The sequence below is a fragment of the Clostridium sp. genome (assembly GCF_017888565.1).
Taxonomy (GTDB): Bacteria; Bacillota; Clostridia; order Clostridiales; family Clostridiaceae; genus Clostridium.
Window position 1 is genome coordinate 33354 of sequence record NZ_JAGHFX010000083.1, and the last position, 22572, is coordinate 55925.

Consider the following 22572-nt stretch of genomic DNA (forward strand, 5'->3'; position numbering starts at 1 on the left):
AAATAAAAGTTGAATATTAGAAAATGAATAATAAAGTAGATAAAAAAAGACTTGGCTCATTTGCATTACACCTGTGAGCCAATCTTTTTTTCTAATTAATTCTAATAAGTTAATCTCTAATCTAATTTTAAACTTACTTTCTGATATCTTTCTTCATCTTTGGAAATAAAGTATAAATCAAATTCGTTTAAATCTTTTATTTCAGAAGTCATAATGGAAAATTCAACATACTTTTGATCATCTACTTCATTTATTTTGCAATCTAGTATTCTATTGTTTATATATGCGTAAGCAAATAAAGCATCTTCACTATCTATTTTAATAGAAAAGTTTGTTAAGCTTTTTTCTGAACTTTCTAAAATGCTATCTTCTGAATTATCCTCCTTTGAATTAAGCTCCTCTATGTCTCCTTCATTAGAGTTACTATAATTATTGTAGTTACTTAAGTTATTTGACTCAGTAACTACAAAATTATCCTCTTTTAAGTTTTTGTAAGCTTTCAAATTCTTTATATGCACTTTCTCTTCCATTTCAACATCTGGGAAGTAAAAATCAAAATGAGTATATTCTGTAGATTCAAATAGTACTATATCTGGATTAAATATATTTATATAGTATTCATAATCTAAAACATTTCTGTAGTTATGAACTTTCATAAGCTCAGAAAAACTTTCTGTTAGAAACTTTTCCTTATCATCAAAATAGCTACCTGCAAATATTAATATTCTTGGAGCATTTGGATTTGCCTCATTTTTATAATGTGTAAAATTACTAAAGCTTTCGTGTCTTTTTATTTCATCCTCTAGATCTTCTATATAAGTAGAATTATCCTCTATTAAATTGTACTTGGTTGTGATTTCATTTATTTCAAAATTTGATGCAACAAGAGTATCATTTATATAATCCTTTGCCTCATATTTACTTATATCAAAGGTTTCAACTCTATTATCTAATAGATTTAATCTATCTAAAATTGCAGATATTCCAATTATTGCTCCAGTTTCATTCCAGTGCCTTGCATCATATTCCTTGTCATAAAGTAACCCTCTGCTATCTACAATTTCTTTTTTTGAATTTTTATTATATTCATTTTCTAGAAACTCTACTGTTTCTGTATCTCCAGAGTTACTATATCCTTGCTTTAATATATCTAAAGCAATCTCTTTTTCCCTAGCTTCACTTAATGCTTCTAGATTATTTAGATAATTAATATTCTTTTCCTCTAAAAGCCCCAAGAAGTATTCTATATCTCTATTTTCATAATTATATCCTTCAGTTATATATTCTGGATATATAAGCTCTTTTCTTGGCTCAACTGCATATAAAAACTTTATGTCTCTAGCATTGCAATAGTCTTGAAATTCCTTTATAAAATCTGAATATGTCTCCATAAACTCTGGATTAAATTCATTTTCTTCTGCCTTAGACATTATAAAGCCATCTTTTCCATATTCATATTTAGGATGGGTTATCTCATTAAAAGCCTTATCCATAACCTTAGCATAGATATCTACCATTTCTGTTCTAAACCCAATTCTATCATCTATATAACTTTCTATATTATTAAATATATCTTTATTTGAGAATATATCTTCAAAATTTAAAAGCATTCTATTATCTATTTTAGAAACCTGATTTCTTTTAAAGTTCATAAATAATATCGGTATCAAAATTACTAAAAAGAATGCTCCTATTTTTATTAAATTATTTATCTTTATAAATTGTACATCTTTGTTATTTAAATTTTTTAACTTCATATCTTTTTTGAAAAAACTCATATTCATCACCTCACTTTTTTCTATTTACTTAAAACTGAAAGTAAATAAAAGGACTGTATGTTGAATTAACCATAAATATTATTGATACAATAAATAATAAAATTATTAAAATTGTTTTGATTAATTCAAATGCCTTTATCCCCTTATATCTATTGAAGATATTTTTAGGCATTGGTGTTGATGCTATTATTCCAATAATTATTAATAATATAAATTTTCTACTTATAAAATAAGTAAACTCAAATGTTATATTACTAAAGCTAACTAATCCAAACATTATTGATAGATATCGTAGCCCTTCTTCTAAAGTATTTGCTTTAAATAAAACCCAACCTATTATTACAATAAATAATGTAATAAATATTTTTATAAATGAAGGGATTTTTTTATACCAAGATTTATCTCTTATAAGTCTTTCTATTATCATAAATAAACCATGCCATAAGCCCCAAATTACAAAGTTCCATGAAGCTCCATGCCATAATCCTGTCACTAAAAAGACAACAAATAAGTTAAAATATACATTTCCCCTTCTATTTCCACCTAATGGTATATAAAGATACTCTTTAAACCATGTAGATAAGGATATATGCCATCTTCTCCAAAATTCTGTAATAGACTTTGATATATATGGATAATTAAAGTTCTCCGGAAAATTAAATCCAAACAAGTAGCCAAGGCCAATCGCCATATCTGAATATCCTGAGAAATCAAAGTATATTTGCAGTGTATAACAAATTGCACCTATCCAAGCTGTTATAATATCAACTCCTGATGAATTAGCATAGATAAAAATATTATCGGCTATAACTCCAAGCATATCGGAAATTATAATTTTTTTACTTAATCCAATTATGAATCTATTTATTCCATAGCTAAAATAATCAATAGATTCTTTTCTGTTTCTTATCTGCTCATCTACCGCCTTATATTTTATTATAGGTCCTGCAACTAATTGAGGAAAAAGTGATATATATAAAGCAACTGAAAAAATATTCTTATTTACCTTAGCATCATTTCTATAAATATCTATTATATAAGACATACCTTGAAAGGTAAAAAATGATATACCTATAGGTAATACTATTTTTTTTAACTCTAAATTCATATTAAATATAGTATTAATATTTTCTAGAAAGAAATCGTAATACTTATAATAAAATAGCAAAGCTAAATTTAAAATTATCCCCAATATTAAAAAAAACATTCTTAAATGTTTCTTATCAATTGTCTTATCTACCAATAAACCAAAAATATAATTAATTAAAATAGAAACAATTAATACCTTTAAGTAGCTCATTCCTCCCCATGCATAAAAGAATAAGCTTGCAAGAAGTAAAATATAATTTTTAATTTTTTTACCAGAAATATAATATAAAAATAATACTAATGGTAAAAACATAAAAATAAATACTGATGAACTAAATACCATATTTTCTCCTTTATTTTAATTCAATATTTTCTTTTGCTTTTTTCTTAAAATCATATAGTATGTATTACCATACCATTTTAGTATTATATTATATTAGTTAACTATATTGTACTAATATATTACATGAAACTGCCGGACTAGCTTTATTTAGCTTTACTAGACAACATCTTTCCTCTTTTTTTCTTAAGCTAATCTTAATTTTATCTTAACTATTTCTTAACTCTATATCTTATTACTTTTCCCAAACATTATAAGCCCCAGGGATAATGCCCCTGGGGCTAACTTTTTCAATCATTCTATTAGCTTAGCCTATTGGTTCCACAAACTTCTCTCTATCAATAAAATATCTATTAAAAATTTCATTTTTTTCTACACTTTCTTCAATAACTTGCCCAAAAGTAAAAGCATTAACTAAACCTTGCATGCCTTCTTTTGCACAAATTACAAATCCACTAGCAAGCTTTTCTCCTGGAATTGTAATTCCTGTACATTTACACATATTTATTGCTTTAACTATTCCTTTTCCTCCATTTGATGTAATTTCTTTTTCAGCTTTTCCCTTAAAACTTCTTTGAATAGTTTCATCATACCCATAGACATCTATAGGCCCTTCATAAGTTAAAATAATATCTGCAATATCATTATCAAATATATTCTTTATTTCTTTTATAGAAGCATTTCTTTCATATATATTATTAAAAGAGTATTCTATAAATTCAAATTTTACCTTAACTTCATCACTGATTATTTTATCTTCGCAAAGCTTGTACTCCTTGCTTGTTATTTGCTCATTAAAAAGCTTATCTCCCTCATTACTTCTTTTTTTCTCATCAAATTCCTTACACTCTGCTCTAATTGTCTTAAAGTTACTATCATTAATATCCTTATCTTGACTATTCTCCTGATTATTGTCTTTTACATCACTCATTTCATAGGTATATTTATTTTCATTTATATACTCAATTACTTTGTCTATTTCTAATCTCATGTCCATACCATCAGGTAAAATGATTGAATCCTTCTTAGGTATAAGTATTCTTATTTTACCTTCACCATTACATATCTTACTTTGTAATATATCCTCTACTACATCTTTTAATATAAGAAAACTTTTAGATATTACTCCAATTCCTCCTGTAAAAGATATACTATCTGTGGATAAACTTTCCTTTCCTGTGACTAATCCTACTCCAGATCCTATAAATGAATATAAGTTAGTACTAAGTGCAGGAGCTAATACTGATCCTCCTCCATCTGTTCCTATCCCAAAATCATTAATACCTTTAAGGATATTAACAGCTGTTCCACTACTTGATCCTGTCATACATCTATATGTTAGTGGATTAATTAAATCCGTATCTATACTTCTACCAAGATGAGACATCTTATCTATAGTTGTGAATAAATATTTAGAATTTTTCCTTAATTTATCCACCAAACTCATAGGGATATCCACAGTATTCTTAATTCCAAAAGTTAAATAATCCTTTTCTTTATTTTCTACCTCTTCTTCTAGATTCTTATTTATAGAAATAACAGACCTATATAAATTTTGTTCTGATAAAATTTTAATCTTCTGTAACTTTGTTTTATTTTCTATCATTGAAATTAGCCTCCTTATAATAAATATTAGGAATTTTTATATCTTGAAGATTTAATTACAGTAAAAATATCTAATAACAATTAATTTATAATTGATAATAATAACTCTATCTTTACACTAAATTAAAAAAGAGAAATTAAAATACTTCCCAATATTAAACTTTCTTTAATATTAAATTTCATTATTTTAATTTCTCTATTATATTAAGTTATTTAATTTTTATTTCTTATACTAATTTACCTCTAATGTTTATTTTTACCTTATGGCTCTTAAATTACTTATATAAACTTTATATTAAAACTTAAAACTCCCTATATAAGTTTTATGTCAACATTGCAAACTACTTATCTAAAAATTTTATAATAGTTCACTTAAAAAGCTCGATCCATTTTCAGGTGCCTTTACCTTAAAATAATCTGAAACTGTTGCTCCTACATCTGAAAGTGTTTCTCTTATTCCTACAAATCCCTCTTTGACATTCTCACCATAAATCATAAGCGGAACCATCTCTCTTGTATGCTTGCTATGACCTATTGTTGGATCATTTCCGTGATCTGCCATTACTAATAATATATCATCATCTTTTACTGTCTTAATAAGTTCACCTATAAGATTATCTGCAATTTGAAGCTTTTCTGCATATCTATCAACATTTTCAGCATGCCCTGATAAATCTGTTTCTTGCACATTACAGCATATAAAACCTTCTTTTACTTCTTTGGATATTTCTATTGTTTTCTTTAATACCTTTTCTGTATCTACCATAGGAATACTTGTACCTTTTTCATTTATAACTACATCGGCCACTTTTCCTAATAAGTAAACTGGTACATTTTCTTCAGAAAGTATTGTTGAAACTTGAGTCTTAGGATTAACTCCATATCCAAGATGTATGCACTCATATCCATTATTATAAACTCCTGATTTTGGTGCATTTATGCCTATATATCCGCCATCTTTTTCTTCTTCTGCATTTAGTATATCTTCTAAAGTAATACCTTTACCACCAAAAGTTATAACTCTAGGAACTGTTGCAATAGATCTAACTATATGACCAATTTTTAATACCTTGCTAAAAGGTATTAAATCTAAGGCTGATGTGATATTAAATGCTTGACCTAAATCACATTCTATATTATCTGCAACAGTAAGTGCATCTTCAACTACTAAATATTTTTCTTTCTTACCTTCCTTATAATAAACTTTATATCCTGCTTCTTTTATTGCATTATATATAGCTTCTATTTTATTTTTTATAGGTTCTCTAAATGGCATCTTTGGTTTTGTTCCCATTATTTCTTGATGACCAAAGAAAGTATCTGCTCCAAAGTGAGTTAACCTTCCCTTTCCAAAAGTTGCATGAGGGTTTTCCTTCATTGCATTTATTTCTGTTCCTAATATATTTATAAGACCTAACTTTTCAAGATTAGGTAAATTTACATCTTTTCTTCTTTCTAATATATGAAGACATGTATTTGAATTTATATCCTGTGGTCTTGTTTCTTTAACGTCATCCATTTCTCCAATGCCAAAACCATCAAGGACAATCACTACGAATTTTCCCATATTACTTCCTCCTTTTAACAATTGATAATAGATAATTAAAAGAAACTTCAGCACAAGGTTGTGGTATTATCCCATCCTCATCATCCATTTCTTTTCCTATAATTATTTATTCAGTTTTATAAATTGAAAAATATACGTTGGCGAAGATAAATAAAATATGTGGAATAAGCATATAGCGAGCAGTTAGAAGTACTTGGTGAAGGAAAAACTACTAGGCCTTAGTGTTGTTGGTTTGTTTGAACGCAGTGAGTTAACCAAAACTCTTGGCTTAGTAGTTTTTCCAAGCCTAGTACTTCTTCGCACAGCTATTTAGCTTATGGAACATATCTAGTTATCGTAGCCTTTATATTTTCAATTATCCATTGATTCTTCTTCCTTGTGAATCGTAAATTCCGACTATTTCTGGTTTACCCCTCTTTATTCCTTTTACTATAGCTACATTACTTCTTGTAACGAATATCTGAGTTCTAAAAGCCATAACTACTGTATCTGATACATTACAGTTTTCTGATAGCTCAAAGTGGTAATCTATACTTTCATCCGTTGGTGGAATAACCTTAATCATTTTTGAATTATCTATCTCTGTTCCAACTAAAGCATTTTCCATATGAGATCTTCTATAATGACCTCCACCATAACAATAAGCTCTATCTAATAAATTGTGTGATACTTCACTTATATAAACCATTGCTGGAAGTTCAGCTCCATCATTAAATTTATGATATGGAGTGCTTCCTGTTAATCCATGTCCTGGTTCCCCATGAGTGCCACCTTCTTCATGTATTTTATTTATTGAGTTTACACAGGTAGCTGATGGCATATTTAATTGTTCTATTTTTACATTAAACTCTTTTTCTAATATTTCTTTTGCTTCTTTAATTGTATCTATATTATTTGTTCTTTTAATTTCATTACTTTCTTCATTAAATAAGAAACATGGAAATGAAGTTACACCTGCTAAGTTTAAATTTTTAAGCTTAACTAATTCTGCCCCTATACTCTTAAGTTCATTTAACTTAAATCCGCCATATTGTCCTGAATATAAATTATCATTTTCCCCCAAGACCCTAAGCATTATATTTTGTTTTACATTAAGTCTATTACAAACTTCATTTATTTCCTTAGCTTTTTCTATTGAATATACTGTAATATAATCTGGTCTAGACTTAATTACTTTTTCAATTAGAGCTTTAGGAATTTGAACTAAGTGTCCAACATGTCCTATTTTTATTCCATTATCTATCATGACTTCAGCCTCTTTGAAGTCTACTACTACTGCTCCATCATACCCAAGCTTCATAAATTCCTTGCAAATAAGAGGATTTCTACCTATTTGTTTTGTCATAAAATAAAGCTTTATACCATACTTATCTGCTTCATCTTTAAGCATTTTTGCATTTTCTATTAAAGTATCTAAATCAATAACATAAGTATCTGGTATTATTAATCCTTCTTTATGGAGCTTAAATGCAGCTTGAACTAACTCCCTATTTCTTTCTATGGTCTTTTCAAGAAACATCTTTACTCCTCCTTACTTTACTTCTTTTTTAACATCCTCAATTGCACTTTTTAATATTCTTATTATTGTATCTGCTCCACTTCTCATTGGATTTACTCTTATCATTCTTTTTTCTAGGGTAGGGTCAGCAGCTCTAAATGTTCCTGACACTCTATACATCATTGGAACAAATTCATATTTTGATTCTGATCCTACTGGATGTGATGCTGCTCCATATTTTGTAGTTAGTTCTAAAACATCTTCTGCTATATTTTCATCTAATTCAACTAGTAACACCTTAGATTGAGCATTTGCTAGGAATGCATCTTTTATTCCTTTAACTTCACCACTTTTTAATCTAGTTACAAGCTCTTCATTAACCTCAGACTGAATTGCTAATGAAACTGGTGCATATACAAGTCCTCTTAATGCCTCCATAGCCTCATGTCCTTGAACTTGGCTTCCTCCTGAGTAATTTAATGAATACACTTTATCTACAAGTTCCTTATTGCCTATTAATACTCCAATCCCTTCTGGACCTAATATCTTAAAGCAAGAAAAACTTCCAAGATCAGCTCCACATTGATTTCCTATTTTCTTTACTTTTAAAGCTGCATAATTATCATCAGTAATTATTTTTATATTAGAATTTACTTCTTTTATTGCAGTTATAACTTCTTCTAAATCATAGGAATCATCAATTTTTTGTCTTGTATTTTGTAATAATGCACCTTTTATATGTGGATTTTTTAATACTACATCTTTTACATCATTTAAATCATTGAAATTAGCTTTTATAACCTTAAGTCCCATAGTTTCAATAGTAACTTTTGAAGTTGGGTATATAGGAGCATCATGAACTAATATTGTATCTCCACTTTCCATAAAGCTAATTAATCCCCATCTTATAGCACCTGTTCCTGCACCTCTTACTAATATTGCAGCTTCTGCATCAAAAACTTCTGCAAAAACATTTTCTACTTTCTTAGTATAAGTAGGTTTATTCAATCCTTTAACAACACCTAAGTCACCTAGAGATAGAACTTCTCTTCCATCAAAATGCTTTGTTATTGTATCTATTATTTTAAATTGTAGTTTTTTTGCTTCATCTAAACTTATTGAGTGTAATGGGTATGTTCTCATACATTTTCCTCCTACTTAAGGTTATAAATATTTTTTATATTATTAACTAACATATTTTCTATATGCTTGCTAGAAATTTCATTTTCATATAATCTTGGCAGAAAGCTATCTATTAAATAACTATAACCAAGTCCACCATTTTCTCTAAAGTGAGATTTTCTTGTTATATCCATAGACATAACTATTTGATTGCTATATCCTCTTTCACAAAGAGCCTTTAACCATTCTGCTCTTTTTTCATCTGGCTGATAATTATTTTTCCCAATTGTGTCAAAAGCTATATTTACTCCAGTATCTAATAATCTAAACATATATTCTAAGTCTCCACTTAAATCTATATGACTTAATGTAACCTTAGATAAATCTACATTGAAGTTTCTAAATATCTCAATTTGTTCAAGTCCTAATTTTCCAAGTGTTGTATGTGTTATTATTGGAACTCCAGTTTCAAGATGTGCCATACATGAAGCTTCAAAAACTTTCATTTCCATATCTTCTATTTTATTTAAACTAGTTCCTATTTCTCCTATTACAGAAGCCTTAACTGATGTCTCATCTATTCCATTTATTATTTCATCTACTAAAATCTTTGCCATTTTTTTCTCGTTAATTTTATAAACTTCTTCTGGAAGAAATGGTTCTTTATAATATCCAGTTGATTGAAGAATATTTAAACCAGTTTCATTAATAACTTCAGCTACATATTCAGTACTTCTACCCATACCTCTATTAGTAACATCTATAATAGTAGAAACACCTTTAGATTTTAAATTTTTAAACTCTTCAATAGTTTGCTTCTTATTATTTAAAAAACAATCAGCATCCTTTTTTACACCAGATAAATCTATAGTAATATGCTCATGGGCATAAATTATTTCCTTATTCATATAAACACCCCTTATTTTAATGGAGAATGGACAATTGATAATTTATAATTATCAATTGTCTTTGGCTTGCCTGAGCTATCTCCATAACTCTTTCATTCTTCTAATTCCTACTTAGGAACTACATATAATCCAACTAAGTATAGTATGTTAATTAAAACCCCAACTCCAATTGCTCCAACTGGACCAACTGCCATATCTACTATTGGTTTCTTTGAAGTTTTGTTTAATACATATAATCCAACTACTACGAATAATCCAAGTCCTGGTGCCATAGCTTGTGCAGCCATCATACCACCTATTAATAAAGCTACTTCTAATACTTTACTCATAGCTGTTCTTATGTTATCTCCACATTTTCTAACTCCTGGGAATTTGTCCATTAATTTAGCTAATCCATCTAAGAAATAGATTTCTAAAGCCATAACTAAAGCTCCTGCAACAAATGCTAATATCGGATTTCCTATTAAGAATCCAGTAACGAATACAAATGTCATACCTGCTGGTGCGTATACTCCAGTTGAAATTGCTGTAGTTGCAACTAGTGGTATAAATCCAATTCCTCTTGCAAATGCTGTCATTGCAGCTTCAGTTGTTTTTCCTTCTGCTAAAAGATTTAAGCTTATTGGATCTCCAGCTACTAATGTAAGACTAGTTGCTGCAGATATTAATCCACCCATTAATGCTAATAAAGGTAAATTCTTTTTAATTTTCTTAACTCTTTCTGCAAAAATTGCTGCTAAGTCAACCTTCGGTGCATTTGGATCTGGTTTTTCTTGCATTGCAAAAGCTATCATTATTATCATACCTGCAAGTAATGCCATACCTTCTTGATCTAACTTAATGTTAGCTCCATTTACAGTGAAAGTTCCATGAATTGCAGTAATTTGTCTTACTAATAAAGCAACTATTCCTGTTAGGAATCCTTTTTTAATTCCAAATTGATAAGCAACAACAAGTGCTGGGAATACTGCAAAAGCAACTGTTATTGGAGTTCCAACTTGTCCTAATGCATCTAAGAAGTTAACTGGTAACATTCCAAATAAATCAACTACAAATTGTAACCCATAAACTATACCTACTCCATAAAGAGCTCCTACTACTCCTGATATAGCTAATCCTTTTTTGCCACTTGGACAAAAAGATCCAATGATATCAGTACCTAATAATATACTGTGAATTAAGATAATGGATGCAGCTATTGATACTGGAATACCAAAACCTATAACTAATCCAAAGCTGATTGCAAAAGATGTTGCTGCTAATGCCTTTTTATCCATTCTTCCTTCTAAGTATTCTGGAACTATAGCTCTAAACCCATCATTAAAAACAGCTATACCAGCATTTGATAATATTGCTGCTAATGCACCTAAAAGTGCTACAACTAAATATTGCATAAATAATACCTCCTAAAATTTTATAATATGATATTTATTAAATAACTAAATTTATATATGCTCTAAGTTCTGCTATTTCCTAAAACAAGCATGCTATCATTTAATATGCTAATAGTTTTTATAGCATATATTATAAATATACAAATTACTGAATATATAGATTATCAGATATATATATTATTAATTAAAGCATACAGCTATAATCTGCTAAAATATCTTTACTTAAATCACATAAACTCTAAAAAAATCTTAGTGATTCAAGTAAAGGGTATTTTGCAAATTATATTGATTTTTTATAGTAGATATTTAAGAATTACTGGTATAACTTCTTCTGCGTGTTGTGCTGTAAACCCGTATGCTTTTTTTCCTGCTTCAACTTCTGCTTTTATTTCTGCTTCACTCTTAATATTTCCTGGCATTGATACTGTTGCGCATTGTCCCATTCCAAGTAGTGCTATTGCCATTGCAAGTGCTCCACCACCACCAGTGTTGCATGCTCCTAAATAAAAATCTGCTGTTCCTGTTTTTATTGCCATTGCTGCTTCTATATCACTTTTGATTTCTATAGTTGCTCTATCTCCTGCTATCTTTGCTGTTATATCTGCTACTCTTTGCTTATCAATTTGTCCACCTATTACTATTCTTTTCATTTTTTATTCCTCCCCTAAAGATTAATTTTTGATATTCTTATAATTTCCATTTTAATAATTTTATTTCTAATTTTTATAAGTCGCTTTACTTTTCAACTATCCTATTTAAATTTTGTACTCAAATTTATTTTTAATTCTATTATTATTCTTAATTTATTTATCCATATTATTTCTCATATATTATCAATAAATTTTATATTTATCTTTTAATATGATCCTTCATGTTTAATCGTATACAGCTTGACTATATTTATTCCTTACAAGCTACCTCAATTATACTTATTAGTTTTCCATTTCCATAACTATAGTAATGTACAAATATGCATTACTATAAAATCAAGTTCTGAATCCGGAATTTCACCTAAGACATTTTCTAAATCCTTTGCTAATTTAAGCGCTTCATCATAGTTTTTATTTTCTTTTAAAGACTGTGCTACGACATCATCCAATTTATTTACTAAGTTATTTTCTTCAATTCTTCCTAATGCAGAACACAAATGAGTTATAAACATTGATGCATTTTCTTCTAAAAGTTTTAATCCTCTTTTTTCTTCAAAGTAATTTATAACTTGTATTATCTTATTGTAATTTTCTTTTGATAATTGTCCCGAATCTCTTAATATATCTAATCTTAATGTTAATTCCATCTCAAAGCCTCCAATGTACATTTTTTTGTATTTTGATTTTAACAATACCTCTAATATTGAGGCATTATCTTCTTTTCCATAACTAATCTTTGATATTCCTTCACATCTTCCACATTTAATATTCTGGAAAATAGTGCTGGCACAATAGAATTCTTCTTATTTGCAATTATTACTGCTTCTGTATCTTTAATATTTTTACTTTCTCTATTTATAGGAATAAATTTCATATCATCTTTTCTATCTTCAATATCATCTAAATTCCATATTGCAGCATCTATTTTATTTTCTTTTATAGCTGTGATGAATTGACTATAGTTTAATGGGACATATTCAACTTCTATATCCTCAAAATATATTTTACTTAACATAAATTGATCTATAGATGAATTATCTATTCCTACTCTTGTCCCTTTTTTAAATTCACCGTTAAATTCCTTGGAAACAACTATAATATGTTCATTAACATAACTAAAATCTCCAAAAGTTTTAACTATTTGAATTTGTTTGTTGTTTTCTAAATAATAATCAGCAGTTAGCCTTGAAGTTACTGCAAAATCGTATCTACCATCTTCTAAGGCCTTAAGCCTATGATTAGAACCTCTCATAAAAGCAAGGTTTGTGTTAACTCCACTATCATTTAAGCATTTACAAAGTCCTGTTGCTAAACCTTCATACCTTTTAGAATAAGGTAATGGCATAACCCCTACTAAGGATTTTATTCCTGTTAGTTCTAGAAGTCTTATGTAATCTATATCTTTAACAAATGTTCCTAAGTGACCTCTAGATTCTAGGGTTATTGCATTATGTTCTTTTAAAAACTTTAAAGCAGATTGTATTGTTCCTCTAGCACTTTCATAACTTTCAGCAAGCTCTGCTACAGTTTTTATTCTATCGCCTTCATTTAAAGATAAGAATTCAACTGCTAAAGAAGTAATTGCTATTCCAAGTTTTTGCATAAGCTTACTTTGAACATCCAATTTATCACTCCCTTATATAATGTACAATATTTTGTATATTTATAATATAGCACCTTTTGATTACCTTTACAAGTATATTTTAAAATTTTTTGAAAACATTTTATATTTATAAATTTCTTAGTCCTAAATTAATTTGCCTATTTCTCTCAAAAAATTGAAGATTACATCCATATCTGTTTAATAAAATTACAGCAATTTTATTAAAATAAAAATTACTAAAGATGGATTATAAAAGGATCACATTAAATTTAACTCTTAATGTGATCCTTTTATAATTAATATTGATAATGTATTACATCTCTATATTCTTCAAATATTTTTTTGTTTAATTCATCTCCACCATCTATATTGGCGCTGTAGAATATAGGTGGCTTATCCATTCCATTTTTAACTAATAATTCTGTTGCTTCTGCAATTATAGAATTCATTATTGTAACTGCAGCCACAGTTGATGTAGGACTAACTTTTTGATTTAATCCACTTATTTCTACACATGCATCACCTTTTTCACCATGATTATCTATTACTATATCACTTACTTGATATAAATTTTTACCTGATGAATGTCTAGACGATACATCTTTAGAATAACTCAAATTAGTAATACAAATTACTGTTGCACCTTTTTTCTTAGATTCAATTGCCATTTCTATACTTACTGGATTACGTCCTGAAACTGAATGTACTATAACTACATCGCCTTCAGAGATATTAGTTTTATTAGCTACAGTAGTTCCATACCCCTCTAATCTTTCCATTTCACTAGTCATAGTAATCGGAGAAGTATCTAACATAAGATTTCTTGCAAATATAGGGTTAATAACTACAAGACCTCCAGCTCTATAATAAAGTTCTTCTGTTAGTATTCCTGCATGAGAAGCTCCAAAAGAAAATATAGCTTTTTTGTTTAATATAGCTTTTACAATTATTTCTGTAGCTTTTTCCATATTTTCTTTTTCTTCTTTTTCAATTATATCTATTAATTCTTTTATTTTATCAATATACTTAAAATCCATATCCTATTAAAACCCTCCAAGAAATGATGATATCAACTTTCCTAATACTCCAAATAATGATAAATCATTACCACCAAATATTAATATCCAATTTTGGATTGTTCCTGAATATACTACAGCAGAAAGGCCTACTAAAATAACCATCACTATTGCCGCAACCATTGTACCAATTATAGCTCCTCTAAGACCACCTTGTCCTTCTCCTATAACCGCTGCTGCTCCACATTCAAAGAAAGAAGTTATAACTAGCGGTATTATTAAAATATTAAATACATTGAAGTAATTACAAATTAATATTACTATTGTTGAAGTTATCATAGCTGTAATAAATCCAATTAATACAGCATTTGGTTTATAGTTAAATAATATAGGACAATCAAATGCTGGTAATGCATTAGGAACAACTTTTTCAGATATTCCTTTAAATGCAGGGACTATTTGATTAATTAACATTCTTACACCTTGTAACATTACTATTAATCCAGCACCAAATGTAAATCCTTGTTTAATTGCATAAATAAATGTATTTTCTTGTATATCACCAAAGCCTTCTGGTATAGCAAGTCCAACTACTATGAACATAATAAATATTACTATTCCACCTGTAATTGAAATTTCTCTGAAGAAAGAAAGTCCTGCTGGTAACTTTAAGTCTTCACATGATTTTTCCTTATTTCCTACTTTACTAGCAATAAATCCAGATATTAAAGCCAACATTCCACTTGGATGTCCAAGTGTGAAAGATTCATCACCAGTTACATCCTTGACATACTTTCTTAATACCCAAGGCATAATTGACCAATATAGCGCTGAAGCAATTGCAGCAAAAACTATAAGAATCCAGCCATCTAATCCACCTTCAACACCAGCTGCTACAAATATAAATGGGAACCACCATAACATATGACCTGTTAAGAATATTGTTTTTATTGGAGTAAATCTAGCTATTAATAAATGTATTACAAGTCCAATAAACATTGCTAATCCTACCGTACCACCATAACTTGCTGTAAATGTAGCATCATTTAATCCTTCAGCTACTGCCCCTGCTCCACTTAGAGCTTGGAATGCATTATTTATAGGGGATATAGCACTTACTAGCATTGATGTTCCTTGATCTAGTATTACCATTCCAAATGCAGCTAATAACGATCCTTTAACAACATCAGCAAACTTTTTCTTTTGTAATATTAATCCTAAAGCAGCTATCAATCCTAATAAAAGTGGTGGATTACGCAATACATTATTTATTAAAAAGTCCATATTAATCTCCTCCTAACGTTCGTTTAAAAACTTTTCTAACACTTCTCTTACTTCTGCTAAGTCCATATATTTTTTTACTGCGTAAACAGGAACATTACATGTACCTTCTAATTCTTTATGAAGTTCTGCGCTAGTTAATATAACATCACAATCTGCTCCTCTTGCATCATTTATATCAGTGTTATTTACCTCAGCACTTATATTCATTTCCCTTAACACTTTCTCAATTGACATCTTTAGTATCATTGAAGAACCTACTCCAAAACCACAAACTGCTAAAATTTTCATAAAATAATACCTCCTAATTTTGATCATTTATAATTTTTAATATTTTTTTTGAATCACCATCTCTAAAAATCTTTAAATTTTCTTCATCATATAAAAGTTCAGATAATGAAGCTAAAGCCCTTATATGACTATTATTATCAACTGTTGCAAGAACCATAAATATATTTACAGGTTTTCCTAAAAGATCCACCTCTTCTTCTACAGTTAATAAAGACATTGATAATCTATTTACTCCTTCTTTTGCACTTGCATGAGGTAAAGCAAACCTGTCAGCTAGTACTATATATGGACCATGTTTTTTTATACTTTCTATCATAGCTTCCACATATTCTTCTTTTATAGACTCATCTTCCAATAATGGTTCTGCTGCAACTTTTATAGCCTCCTCCCAATCTTTAACTTTAGATACTTTTCTTACTCTTTGCTCATTAATTAATTCTTTTAACATTGGTTGGTACGCCTCCTTTTCATCCATTTGATATATTATTTTTATTAAATCATTTTTAAGATTATCGTAATTTATTATATTTGCATTTCTTTTTATTGCTTGCATTATTAGTTCAATATTAAATTGTAGATTACTTTGGTTAAATGTTACTAGTTTGTCCATCAATAATTTAATATCTAATTTAGTTAGCATTGGATTTACTACTATAACATTTTCCTTATTTGGGATTTCTACTGTTGAAACTATATAGTCATAATTGATATTAGAACATTGCATATCTTTTATTGACATAACACCTATAATATCTATAGCAGGAATATACTTATATAACTGAATTTCAATATTTTTCGATATCAATAATCCATTAGGACATACAACTAGTACTTTTTTTCTTATATCTACCTCTGTTTCAGTACCTCTTAAATATCCTCCGAAATATGCTGCTATAAAACCTATTTCTTCTTCCCTTATTCCTATAAAATCTGGGAAGTCATTTTTATCTTCTAAAATAGATTTAATTATTTTATATAAGGAATCATGTTTTCTTTTTATTTCTTCTAATGAAGGATTACTTATTGGGAATCTAAATCTTATTCTGTAATATGAGGACAATAAATGTCTTTTAATATTTTTCTTAAATACATTTTTATTTTCTAATTGAATAGCTGTATTAACTTCAAATCTTCTTATTAATTTATCAACATATTTTTCAATCATATCCTCAGAAACATTATTATTTAGACTTGGAAGTGTACTTATATATGCACATAAATATGCTATTTCTTCTTCACTAGCATCTTCACTCAAAAGAGTTTTAGTCAAATTATAATATTCAAAACATTTTACATCAGCTTTAAATTTATAAGAATTTATTGTATATCCATTTTTTATTCTTCTATTTATAAATTCTGCAAACTTTGAAAGATTAGTTAAAGAATAGTCGGTAAGTTTAAGAAAACACTTACTATCAAAATCTAGTATTTTTTTATTATAATCTTTCAACAACTCCCTATCTTCTTCCATCAATAGTATGTAAATGTCCCTTATTTTTGTTTCATCACCAACTATTTTATAACCTCTCTTATAAACTAATGTTAACCCCATATTTCGAAGATCATTCTTTAAATATTCAAAGGTTTGAACTATAGTATTTTTAGAAAGTATCATTTCGTTAGATAAAACTTCTATTGTGACTTTTTCTTCATTAAGTATTTTATATAGAATATAATTTTTTCTATTTTCTATGTTTATAAAGTCATCTTCTTCAATATAAAGTTTTTTATGTAGCAAGTTGTAATCTCCTATAAATGAAAATGCATGATTTATATTTCTTACTTCGCCACAATCTTTTATAAAATAGTTTATATCTTCAATATCATAATAAAGAGTTCTTTTTGATATATTAAATTCTTCAATTAAAGCTTTGGATTTTATACTTCCCTTTTCTAAGATTGATCCTAATATACTTCTTGCTCTTTCTTTCATCTTCATCCCTCGTTCTCATTATCACTTTTTTGCTTGTTATTAACAATACCAAATCATTGCACAATATTATAAGGTTTTCATTTAGATTTGCAAAATATAATAAACTTTATATATAAATATTAATAAAGATAATTTTTCTTACGTTAATAATAAAACTTATAGAAGAATTTATATAAAAATATTTATAGCCCCAGAGGCAATACCCCTGAGGCCTTTTATTGTTTATAAAAACTTATAATAGCTTTTCCAAGTTTTCTACTAACTCGCCGATAGCACAAACATATTTATTAACTATTCTATCTGCTATTTCATTAGATATATTTTCATTATAAATATGTAACGTAGAATTTCTATCTTCTAATAAATTTATCCATACCTTATCATCTGAAATCAAATTATTCACATAAGCCTTCTTAAAAATAGTACGCGGAAATGAATTTTCTAACGTAACTCCTAAATAATTCATAAATTCCTTTAAGGTTTTATGAGTTAATTCGTAAGTAACTTCAAACCTTTGTATTAAGCTATCTCTTATGATATCATTTTTTCCATCATATAAATCACTAACTTCTTTTAATCTTGAATAAGCTTTTTTTAAATTCATATATTTAAAATCAATGCTTCTCATATATAACTACCCCTCCTTTATTTACTTGTTCAATAAATACCTCATCATCTATTGAATTCATATTTAAAAAATCAAATTCTAATAAGGTAGTTGTATTATTTTCTATATCTTCAATAAATTCTAACAGGTCTGAAGATTTAACATCTAAATATATCGCTAAATCAATATCACTTCTAGGTGAGTTATCTTTTCTTGCTCTTGAACCAAATAAAACTACTTTTTTAATATTATGATATTTTCTAGATATTTCTTTTATTTCTTCTATAATATCTTCCTCTAGATTATAGTCTATTTTATTAAGCAAACAATCACCTTTTTCACATTTTAAAATTATGCTAGGTTTTATATAATTTATTATAATACTAATATTATATAATTACTTCACCATAAATTAAATATTTATATTCATTTCCAATTTAAAATATAGCACTCTTAAAATCATTTAATTTCCTATTATAATAATTAAGAACTAACTAGTCTATTATTATATTCTGATATCGATATAATAAGCATAATTTCTACTTCTTTATAGGCAATAAAATTGTCACAGTTGTTCCTTTATTTAGCTTACTTTTTATTTCTATTCCATACTCATTTCCATAAATAAGCTTAATTCTGCTATCAACATTATTTACTCCAATTCCACTAAAGTGATCATTTTTTGTTTCTTTTTTTTGTTTTACTTTTTCTAAAGTTTCTTCTTCTATTCCCACACCATTATCATATATTTCTATTTTTATATTTTCACCTTGCTCCCTTATGAAAACTTGTATCTTTCCCTCCTCATCTGACGGGAACCCATGAAAGAATGAGTTTTCAATAAATGGTTGTAGTATTAGCTTAGGAACTAAGTAATCATTACAATCAGGCATTATAAAATATTCAACTTTTATTCTATCGCCATATCTTATATTATTAATAAATACGTAGTTTTTTATATTTTCTATTTCATCTTCTATAGTAATAAATTCGTCTGTCTTACTAATTGTATTTCTTAGTAAATTTATAAATGAATCTAAAGCACTTAGTGATTTATCATTATTTCCTTGCCATATAAGCCATTTAAAACTTGATAAAGTATTAAAAATATAATGTGGATTTATTTGCATTTGCAACGCATGTATTTCTGCTGCTCTCTTTTCTTTTTGAACCTTAACTAACTCATTTATATATTTATTTAAATCCTTTATCATATAATTAAATGTAGATGACAGCTCTTTTACTTCTTCTGGACCACTTACTTCTATATATTCATCAAAATTTCCAGCTCTTACATTAGACATCTTTTCAGTAAGTAAGTATAAGGGCTTAGTCATTTGTCTAACTATTAAAAATATACCTATTAAAATACACAATGTTATCACAAAACAAATTAGCAGTATATTCCCAACATCATACATTTTGCCTATAGCTTTATAATTATCAACAGTACCACATATAGTTAAATTACAATAAGGAAGCCTTTGAATCAATATAGTGTTTTTATTACTATTATAACTTTTACTCAACTCTTCTTTTAAAACAAGGTCCTCTATACTTTTTCTAAACTCTTCTTGAACCTGTCCAATGTTCTCCTTCTTATTTGAAGATAAAACAACATTATTTTCATTTAACAAAACTACATCGTTTATTTCTAAAGTAAAATAATCATAAAACTTTTCAAAGTCTTTTTCTTTTATAGTAAAATAAATAATTCCATATGGTTCTCCATCTGTTAAATTTAAAGTTTTGGTTACAACAATCACAGGTTCATCCTTTGTTGAAGATGTAAAACCATTTTCTAGGTACTGATATAGTATAGTATCACTTTTGACTAATGAATTTTTAGATATATCCATACTCAATATTTCATTTGGTCTAATAGTTAAAAGCTCTGATCTATTTAAAAATGATGACCCATTCAAACCTAATATTAAAACACCTATATCATATGTATTAGTGGCTAGAGCAGATTTCATTTGTCTTTTTAGATCAAATATAGTTTGAGACATTTCCTCTACTTCTAGATTTTCTTCAGTAAAATATGTTTTAAAAGCTCTGTGAGAATTTACAGAGTTTATTACTTTAACTAATTCACCGTGAAAATCATATATTTTCTCATTTACCTGCCCAAAGATTTTTTTCTGAGAATCACTATAGGTATCAGTAAAAATCCCTTTTGAAATATTTATTATAATATAACTAATTGAAACTGATACACAAATAACTCCAACAACAACAACACATAATATTTTAAAAAACAGGCTATTTGTTTTCAGACTCTTTTTCATTAATTAAAACTCCTTTAATTTGATTGGACCTTCTATAGTTGCTTGGAGTATATCCTACTATCTTCTTAAAAACTCTACAAAAATAACTATGATCAGAATATCCAACTATACTACTTATTTCAGATACATATAACTTATTTTCTTTCAACAGCTCACAAGATTTTTCAACTCTAATTCTGTTTAAATATTCTGAAAATCCCTCCTTGCAGTGGGTATTAAAGTAAAATGAAAGATAGTAATAATTAAAATTAAACGCCTTTGAAATATCACTAAGCTCCAAAGGCTCATCATAATGTTCATTTATATACTCTAGAATTTCTTTTACTCTTTCCTCTTCTACATTTATCTTTTTAGAAATAATATCTTTAAGTTCTAGTATTATATTGTTTATTTCTTCAAGAAAATCTTGTGAATATGCTGTACTATCTATTTTCTTAAAATATGATTGTCTAAGCTCATCAGTTTCTATATCATAAGGCTCCAAGCTTACTACTACATTGTATAATAAGTTCTTAACTAGATTTTTAAGCTTGTACTCATCCATCATTGAATTTATTGCATAATCTACATATTGCTTTATCATATTAATTGCTGAATTAAATTCTTTTGATTTTATATGGTTTGAATATTTATTTGAATCAAATTTTTCTATCTTACTTCTAATTTCTATACATTCTGTATTTAATAAGAAATCACTTTTATAATAAAACTTTTGAGCTAGATATGGAATGAATTTTTCATTATAAATATCTTTAACTTTGAAAATGTTATCAAATTTAGGTGTAATTATAAATAATATATTTTCTTGAGGAAAGATATTTCTTTCGATATGAGTTTTAATTTTATCTACTATTTCTTTATCATTACTTACTTTATAATTAATTATATATAGAAGTATTTCATCATTAATAATAAGCTTAAGGTAAGCATAGTTTTTATTCAAAATAAAAAATTCTTCTACTTTTCTTTTAATTCTCTTTATACTTTCCTTATTCTTTCCAAATGATTGTTTTAAATTTATCCCCAAAATTCTAAAACAAGTATCAGGAAATAAATTTAAATATTTATTAACATCTAGCTTAGAATCAAATCCAAGTAAATATCTTTCAATTAATTTATTATAATATATATCTTCATTTTTAACTAATTCTAGTCCTGGTATCCTATCAACTGCCTTCTTTAAGGTTACTAATAATTGTTCTGGGTTTAAAGTTGGCTTTAATATATAATCTACAGCTCCACTTAGAAGAGTATCTTTAACATATTCAAAATTATCATAACTACTTAAAATTATAATTTGCAAATCAGGATATCTCTTTTGCACAATTTTAGAAAAATCAACTCCATTTAATATGGGCATAACTATATCTGAAATTATTATGTTAGGCTTTAGTTTCTCTATTAAATCTAGAGCTTCTTGCCCATTTGTTGCCTCCCCAACTATTGTAAAGCCTTCTTTTTCCCATTCAAGCATATGCTTCATTCCCTGTCTCATAATAAATTCATCTTCTACTATTAAAACTTTACAATAGTTTTTACTCATAATAACACCCTCTCATTTTGTAAAAAATTAATCCCCAGGAGCAAATGCCCCTGGGG

General features: G+C 27.5%; 19 protein-coding genes. All 19 read right to left on the bottom strand.

Annotated features, from left to right (window positions below; genetic code table 11):
* Positions 1-116 precede the first annotated feature (116 nt).
* A complete protein-coding gene (locus J7M87_RS16165; protein ID WP_291652545.1) occupies positions 117-1778 on the bottom strand; it encodes an alginate O-acetyltransferase in 1662 nt (553 codons plus the stop codon).
* Between the two features lie 28 nt (positions 1779-1806).
* The gene (locus tag J7M87_RS16170) at positions 1807-3210 is read right to left on the bottom strand and encodes an MBOAT family O-acyltransferase (RefSeq protein WP_271831414.1); all 1404 of its coding nucleotides are present in this window, start codon (positions 3208-3210) and stop codon (positions 1807-1809) included.
* Positions 3211-3514: 304 nt separating this feature from the next.
* Positions 3515-4813, bottom strand: a complete 1299-nt coding sequence (locus J7M87_RS16175; protein ID WP_291652548.1) for an amidase family protein — start codon at positions 4811-4813, stop codon at positions 3515-3517.
* Positions 4814-5170: 357 nt separating this feature from the next.
* Entirely contained in the window at positions 5171-6379 is a 1209-nt protein-coding gene (locus J7M87_RS16180; protein ID WP_291652550.1) for a phosphopentomutase, read from the bottom strand.
* A gap of 355 nt (positions 6380-6734) precedes the next feature.
* Positions 6735-7898 carry a YhfX family PLP-dependent enzyme gene (locus J7M87_RS16185; RefSeq protein WP_291652552.1) on the bottom strand — a complete coding sequence of 388 codons (1164 nt, stop codon included), beginning with the start codon at positions 7896-7898 and terminating at the stop codon, positions 6735-6737.
* 12 nt (positions 7899-7910) lie between these two features.
* Positions 7911-9020 (bottom strand): aminotransferase class V-fold PLP-dependent enzyme, encoded by a 1110-nt coding sequence (locus tag J7M87_RS16190; protein ID WP_291652554.1) that lies wholly within the window; start codon positions 9018-9020, stop codon positions 7911-7913.
* An 11-nt stretch (positions 9021-9031) separates the two neighbouring features.
* On the bottom strand, positions 9032-9907 hold the full coding sequence (locus J7M87_RS16195) for a phosphotriesterase-related protein (protein WP_291652556.1): 876 nt from the start codon (positions 9905-9907) through the stop codon (positions 9032-9034).
* A 107-nt stretch (positions 9908-10014) separates the two neighbouring features.
* On the bottom strand, positions 10015-11301 hold the full coding sequence (locus J7M87_RS16200; protein ID WP_291652558.1) for a YhfT family protein: 1287 nt from the start codon (positions 11299-11301) through the stop codon (positions 10015-10017).
* Positions 11302-11594: 293 nt separating this feature from the next.
* Positions 11595-11951 (bottom strand): DUF2620 domain-containing protein, encoded by a 357-nt coding sequence (locus J7M87_RS16205; RefSeq protein ID WP_291652560.1) that lies wholly within the window; start codon positions 11949-11951, stop codon positions 11595-11597.
* A 302-nt stretch (positions 11952-12253) separates the two neighbouring features.
* Positions 12254-12598 (bottom strand): PRD domain-containing protein, encoded by a 345-nt coding sequence (locus tag J7M87_RS16210; protein ID WP_291652562.1) that lies wholly within the window; start codon positions 12596-12598, stop codon positions 12254-12256.
* A 50-nt stretch (positions 12599-12648) separates the two neighbouring features.
* Positions 12649-13575, bottom strand: coding sequence for a GntR family transcriptional regulator YhfZ (gene yhfZ, locus J7M87_RS16215; protein ID WP_291652564.1), 927 nt, complete (start codon positions 13573-13575; stop codon positions 12649-12651).
* Positions 13576-13850: 275 nt separating this feature from the next.
* Positions 13851-14591 (bottom strand): SIS domain-containing protein, encoded by a 741-nt coding sequence (locus tag J7M87_RS16220; protein WP_291652567.1) that lies wholly within the window; start codon positions 14589-14591, stop codon positions 13851-13853.
* Positions 14592-14597: 6 nt separating this feature from the next.
* Positions 14598-15854, bottom strand: coding sequence for a PTS ascorbate transporter subunit IIC (locus tag J7M87_RS16225; protein WP_291652570.1), 1257 nt, complete (start codon positions 15852-15854; stop codon positions 14598-14600).
* A gap of 12 nt (positions 15855-15866) precedes the next feature.
* Complete coding sequence (locus tag J7M87_RS16230; RefSeq protein ID WP_291652572.1) at positions 15867-16142, bottom strand: PTS sugar transporter subunit IIB; 276 nt, start codon at positions 16140-16142, stop codon at positions 15867-15869.
* A gap of 13 nt (positions 16143-16155) precedes the next feature.
* Entirely contained in the window at positions 16156-18075 is a 1920-nt protein-coding gene (locus tag J7M87_RS16235) for a PTS sugar transporter subunit IIA (protein ID WP_291652574.1), read from the bottom strand.
* A gap of 232 nt (positions 18076-18307) precedes the next feature.
* Positions 18308-18703 carry an HI0074 family nucleotidyltransferase substrate-binding subunit gene (locus J7M87_RS16240; protein ID WP_291652575.1) on the bottom strand — a complete coding sequence of 132 codons (396 nt, stop codon included), beginning with the start codon at positions 18701-18703 and terminating at the stop codon, positions 18308-18310.
* A complete protein-coding gene (locus tag J7M87_RS16245) occupies positions 18690-19007 on the bottom strand; it encodes a nucleotidyltransferase domain-containing protein (protein WP_291652577.1) in 318 nt (105 codons plus the stop codon). Before J7M87_RS16245 ends, J7M87_RS16240 begins: the two co-directional genes overlap by 14 nt.
* Before the next feature lie 214 nt (positions 19008-19221).
* Positions 19222-20973: a histidine kinase gene (locus J7M87_RS16250; protein ID WP_291652579.1), complete on the bottom strand. Its 1752-nt coding sequence runs from the start codon at positions 20971-20973 to the stop codon at positions 19222-19224.
* Positions 20948-22516: a response regulator gene (locus J7M87_RS16255; protein WP_291652581.1), complete on the bottom strand. Its 1569-nt coding sequence runs from the start codon at positions 22514-22516 to the stop codon at positions 20948-20950. Before J7M87_RS16255 ends, J7M87_RS16250 begins: the two co-directional genes overlap by 26 nt.
* Positions 22517-22572 lie beyond the last annotated feature (56 nt).

What these genes read in the sequence shown, in the direction of transcription:
- J7M87_RS16200 (WP_291652558.1), bottom strand. Translation starts at nt 11,301, where the DNA reads ATGCAATATTTAGTTGTAGCACTTTTAGGTGCATTAGCAGCAATATTA.
- J7M87_RS16235 (WP_291652574.1), bottom strand. Translation starts at nt 18,075, where the DNA reads ATGAAAGAAAGAGCAAGAAGTATATTAGGATCAATCTTAGAAAAGGGA.
- J7M87_RS16180 (WP_291652550.1), bottom strand. Translation starts at nt 6,379, where the DNA reads ATGGGAAAATTCGTAGTGATTGTCCTTGATGGTTTTGGCATTGGAGAA.
- J7M87_RS16220 (WP_291652567.1), bottom strand. Translation starts at nt 14,591, where the DNA reads ATGGATTTTAAGTATATTGATAAAATAAAAGAATTAATAGATATAATT.
- J7M87_RS16190 (WP_291652554.1), bottom strand. Translation starts at nt 9,020, where the DNA reads ATGAGAACATACCCATTACACTCAATAAGTTTAGATGAAGCAAAAAAA.
- J7M87_RS16225 (WP_291652570.1), bottom strand. Translation starts at nt 15,854, where the DNA reads ATGGACTTTTTAATAAATAATGTATTGCGTAATCCACCACTTTTATTA.
- J7M87_RS16195 (WP_291652556.1), bottom strand. Translation starts at nt 9,907, where the DNA reads ATGAATAAGGAAATAATTTATGCCCATGAGCATATTACTATAGATTTA.
- J7M87_RS16170 (WP_271831414.1), bottom strand. Translation starts at nt 3,210, where the DNA reads ATGGTATTTAGTTCATCAGTATTTATTTTTATGTTTTTACCATTAGTA.
- J7M87_RS16240 (WP_291652575.1), bottom strand. Translation starts at nt 18,703, where the DNA reads ATGAGAAGCATTGATTTTAAATATATGAATTTAAAAAAAGCTTATTCA.
- J7M87_RS16205 (WP_291652560.1), bottom strand. Translation starts at nt 11,951, where the DNA reads ATGAAAAGAATAGTAATAGGTGGACAAATTGATAAGCAAAGAGTAGCA.
- J7M87_RS16185 (WP_291652552.1), bottom strand. Translation starts at nt 7,898, where the DNA reads ATGTTTCTTGAAAAGACCATAGAAAGAAATAGGGAGTTAGTTCAAGCT.
- J7M87_RS16175 (WP_291652548.1), bottom strand. Translation starts at nt 4,813, where the DNA reads ATGATAGAAAATAAAACAAAGTTACAGAAGATTAAAATTTTATCAGAA.
- J7M87_RS16210 (WP_291652562.1), bottom strand. Translation starts at nt 12,598, where the DNA reads ATGGAATTAACATTAAGATTAGATATATTAAGAGATTCGGGACAATTA.
- J7M87_RS16165 (WP_291652545.1), bottom strand. Translation starts at nt 1,778, where the DNA reads ATGAGTTTTTTCAAAAAAGATATGAAGTTAAAAAATTTAAATAACAAA.
- J7M87_RS16250 (WP_291652579.1), bottom strand. Translation starts at nt 20,973, where the DNA reads ATGAAAAAGAGTCTGAAAACAAATAGCCTGTTTTTTAAAATATTATGT.
- J7M87_RS16230 (WP_291652572.1), bottom strand. Translation starts at nt 16,142, where the DNA reads ATGAAAATTTTAGCAGTTTGTGGTTTTGGAGTAGGTTCTTCAATGATA.
- J7M87_RS16255 (WP_291652581.1), bottom strand. Translation starts at nt 22,516, where the DNA reads ATGAGTAAAAACTATTGTAAAGTTTTAATAGTAGAAGATGAATTTATT.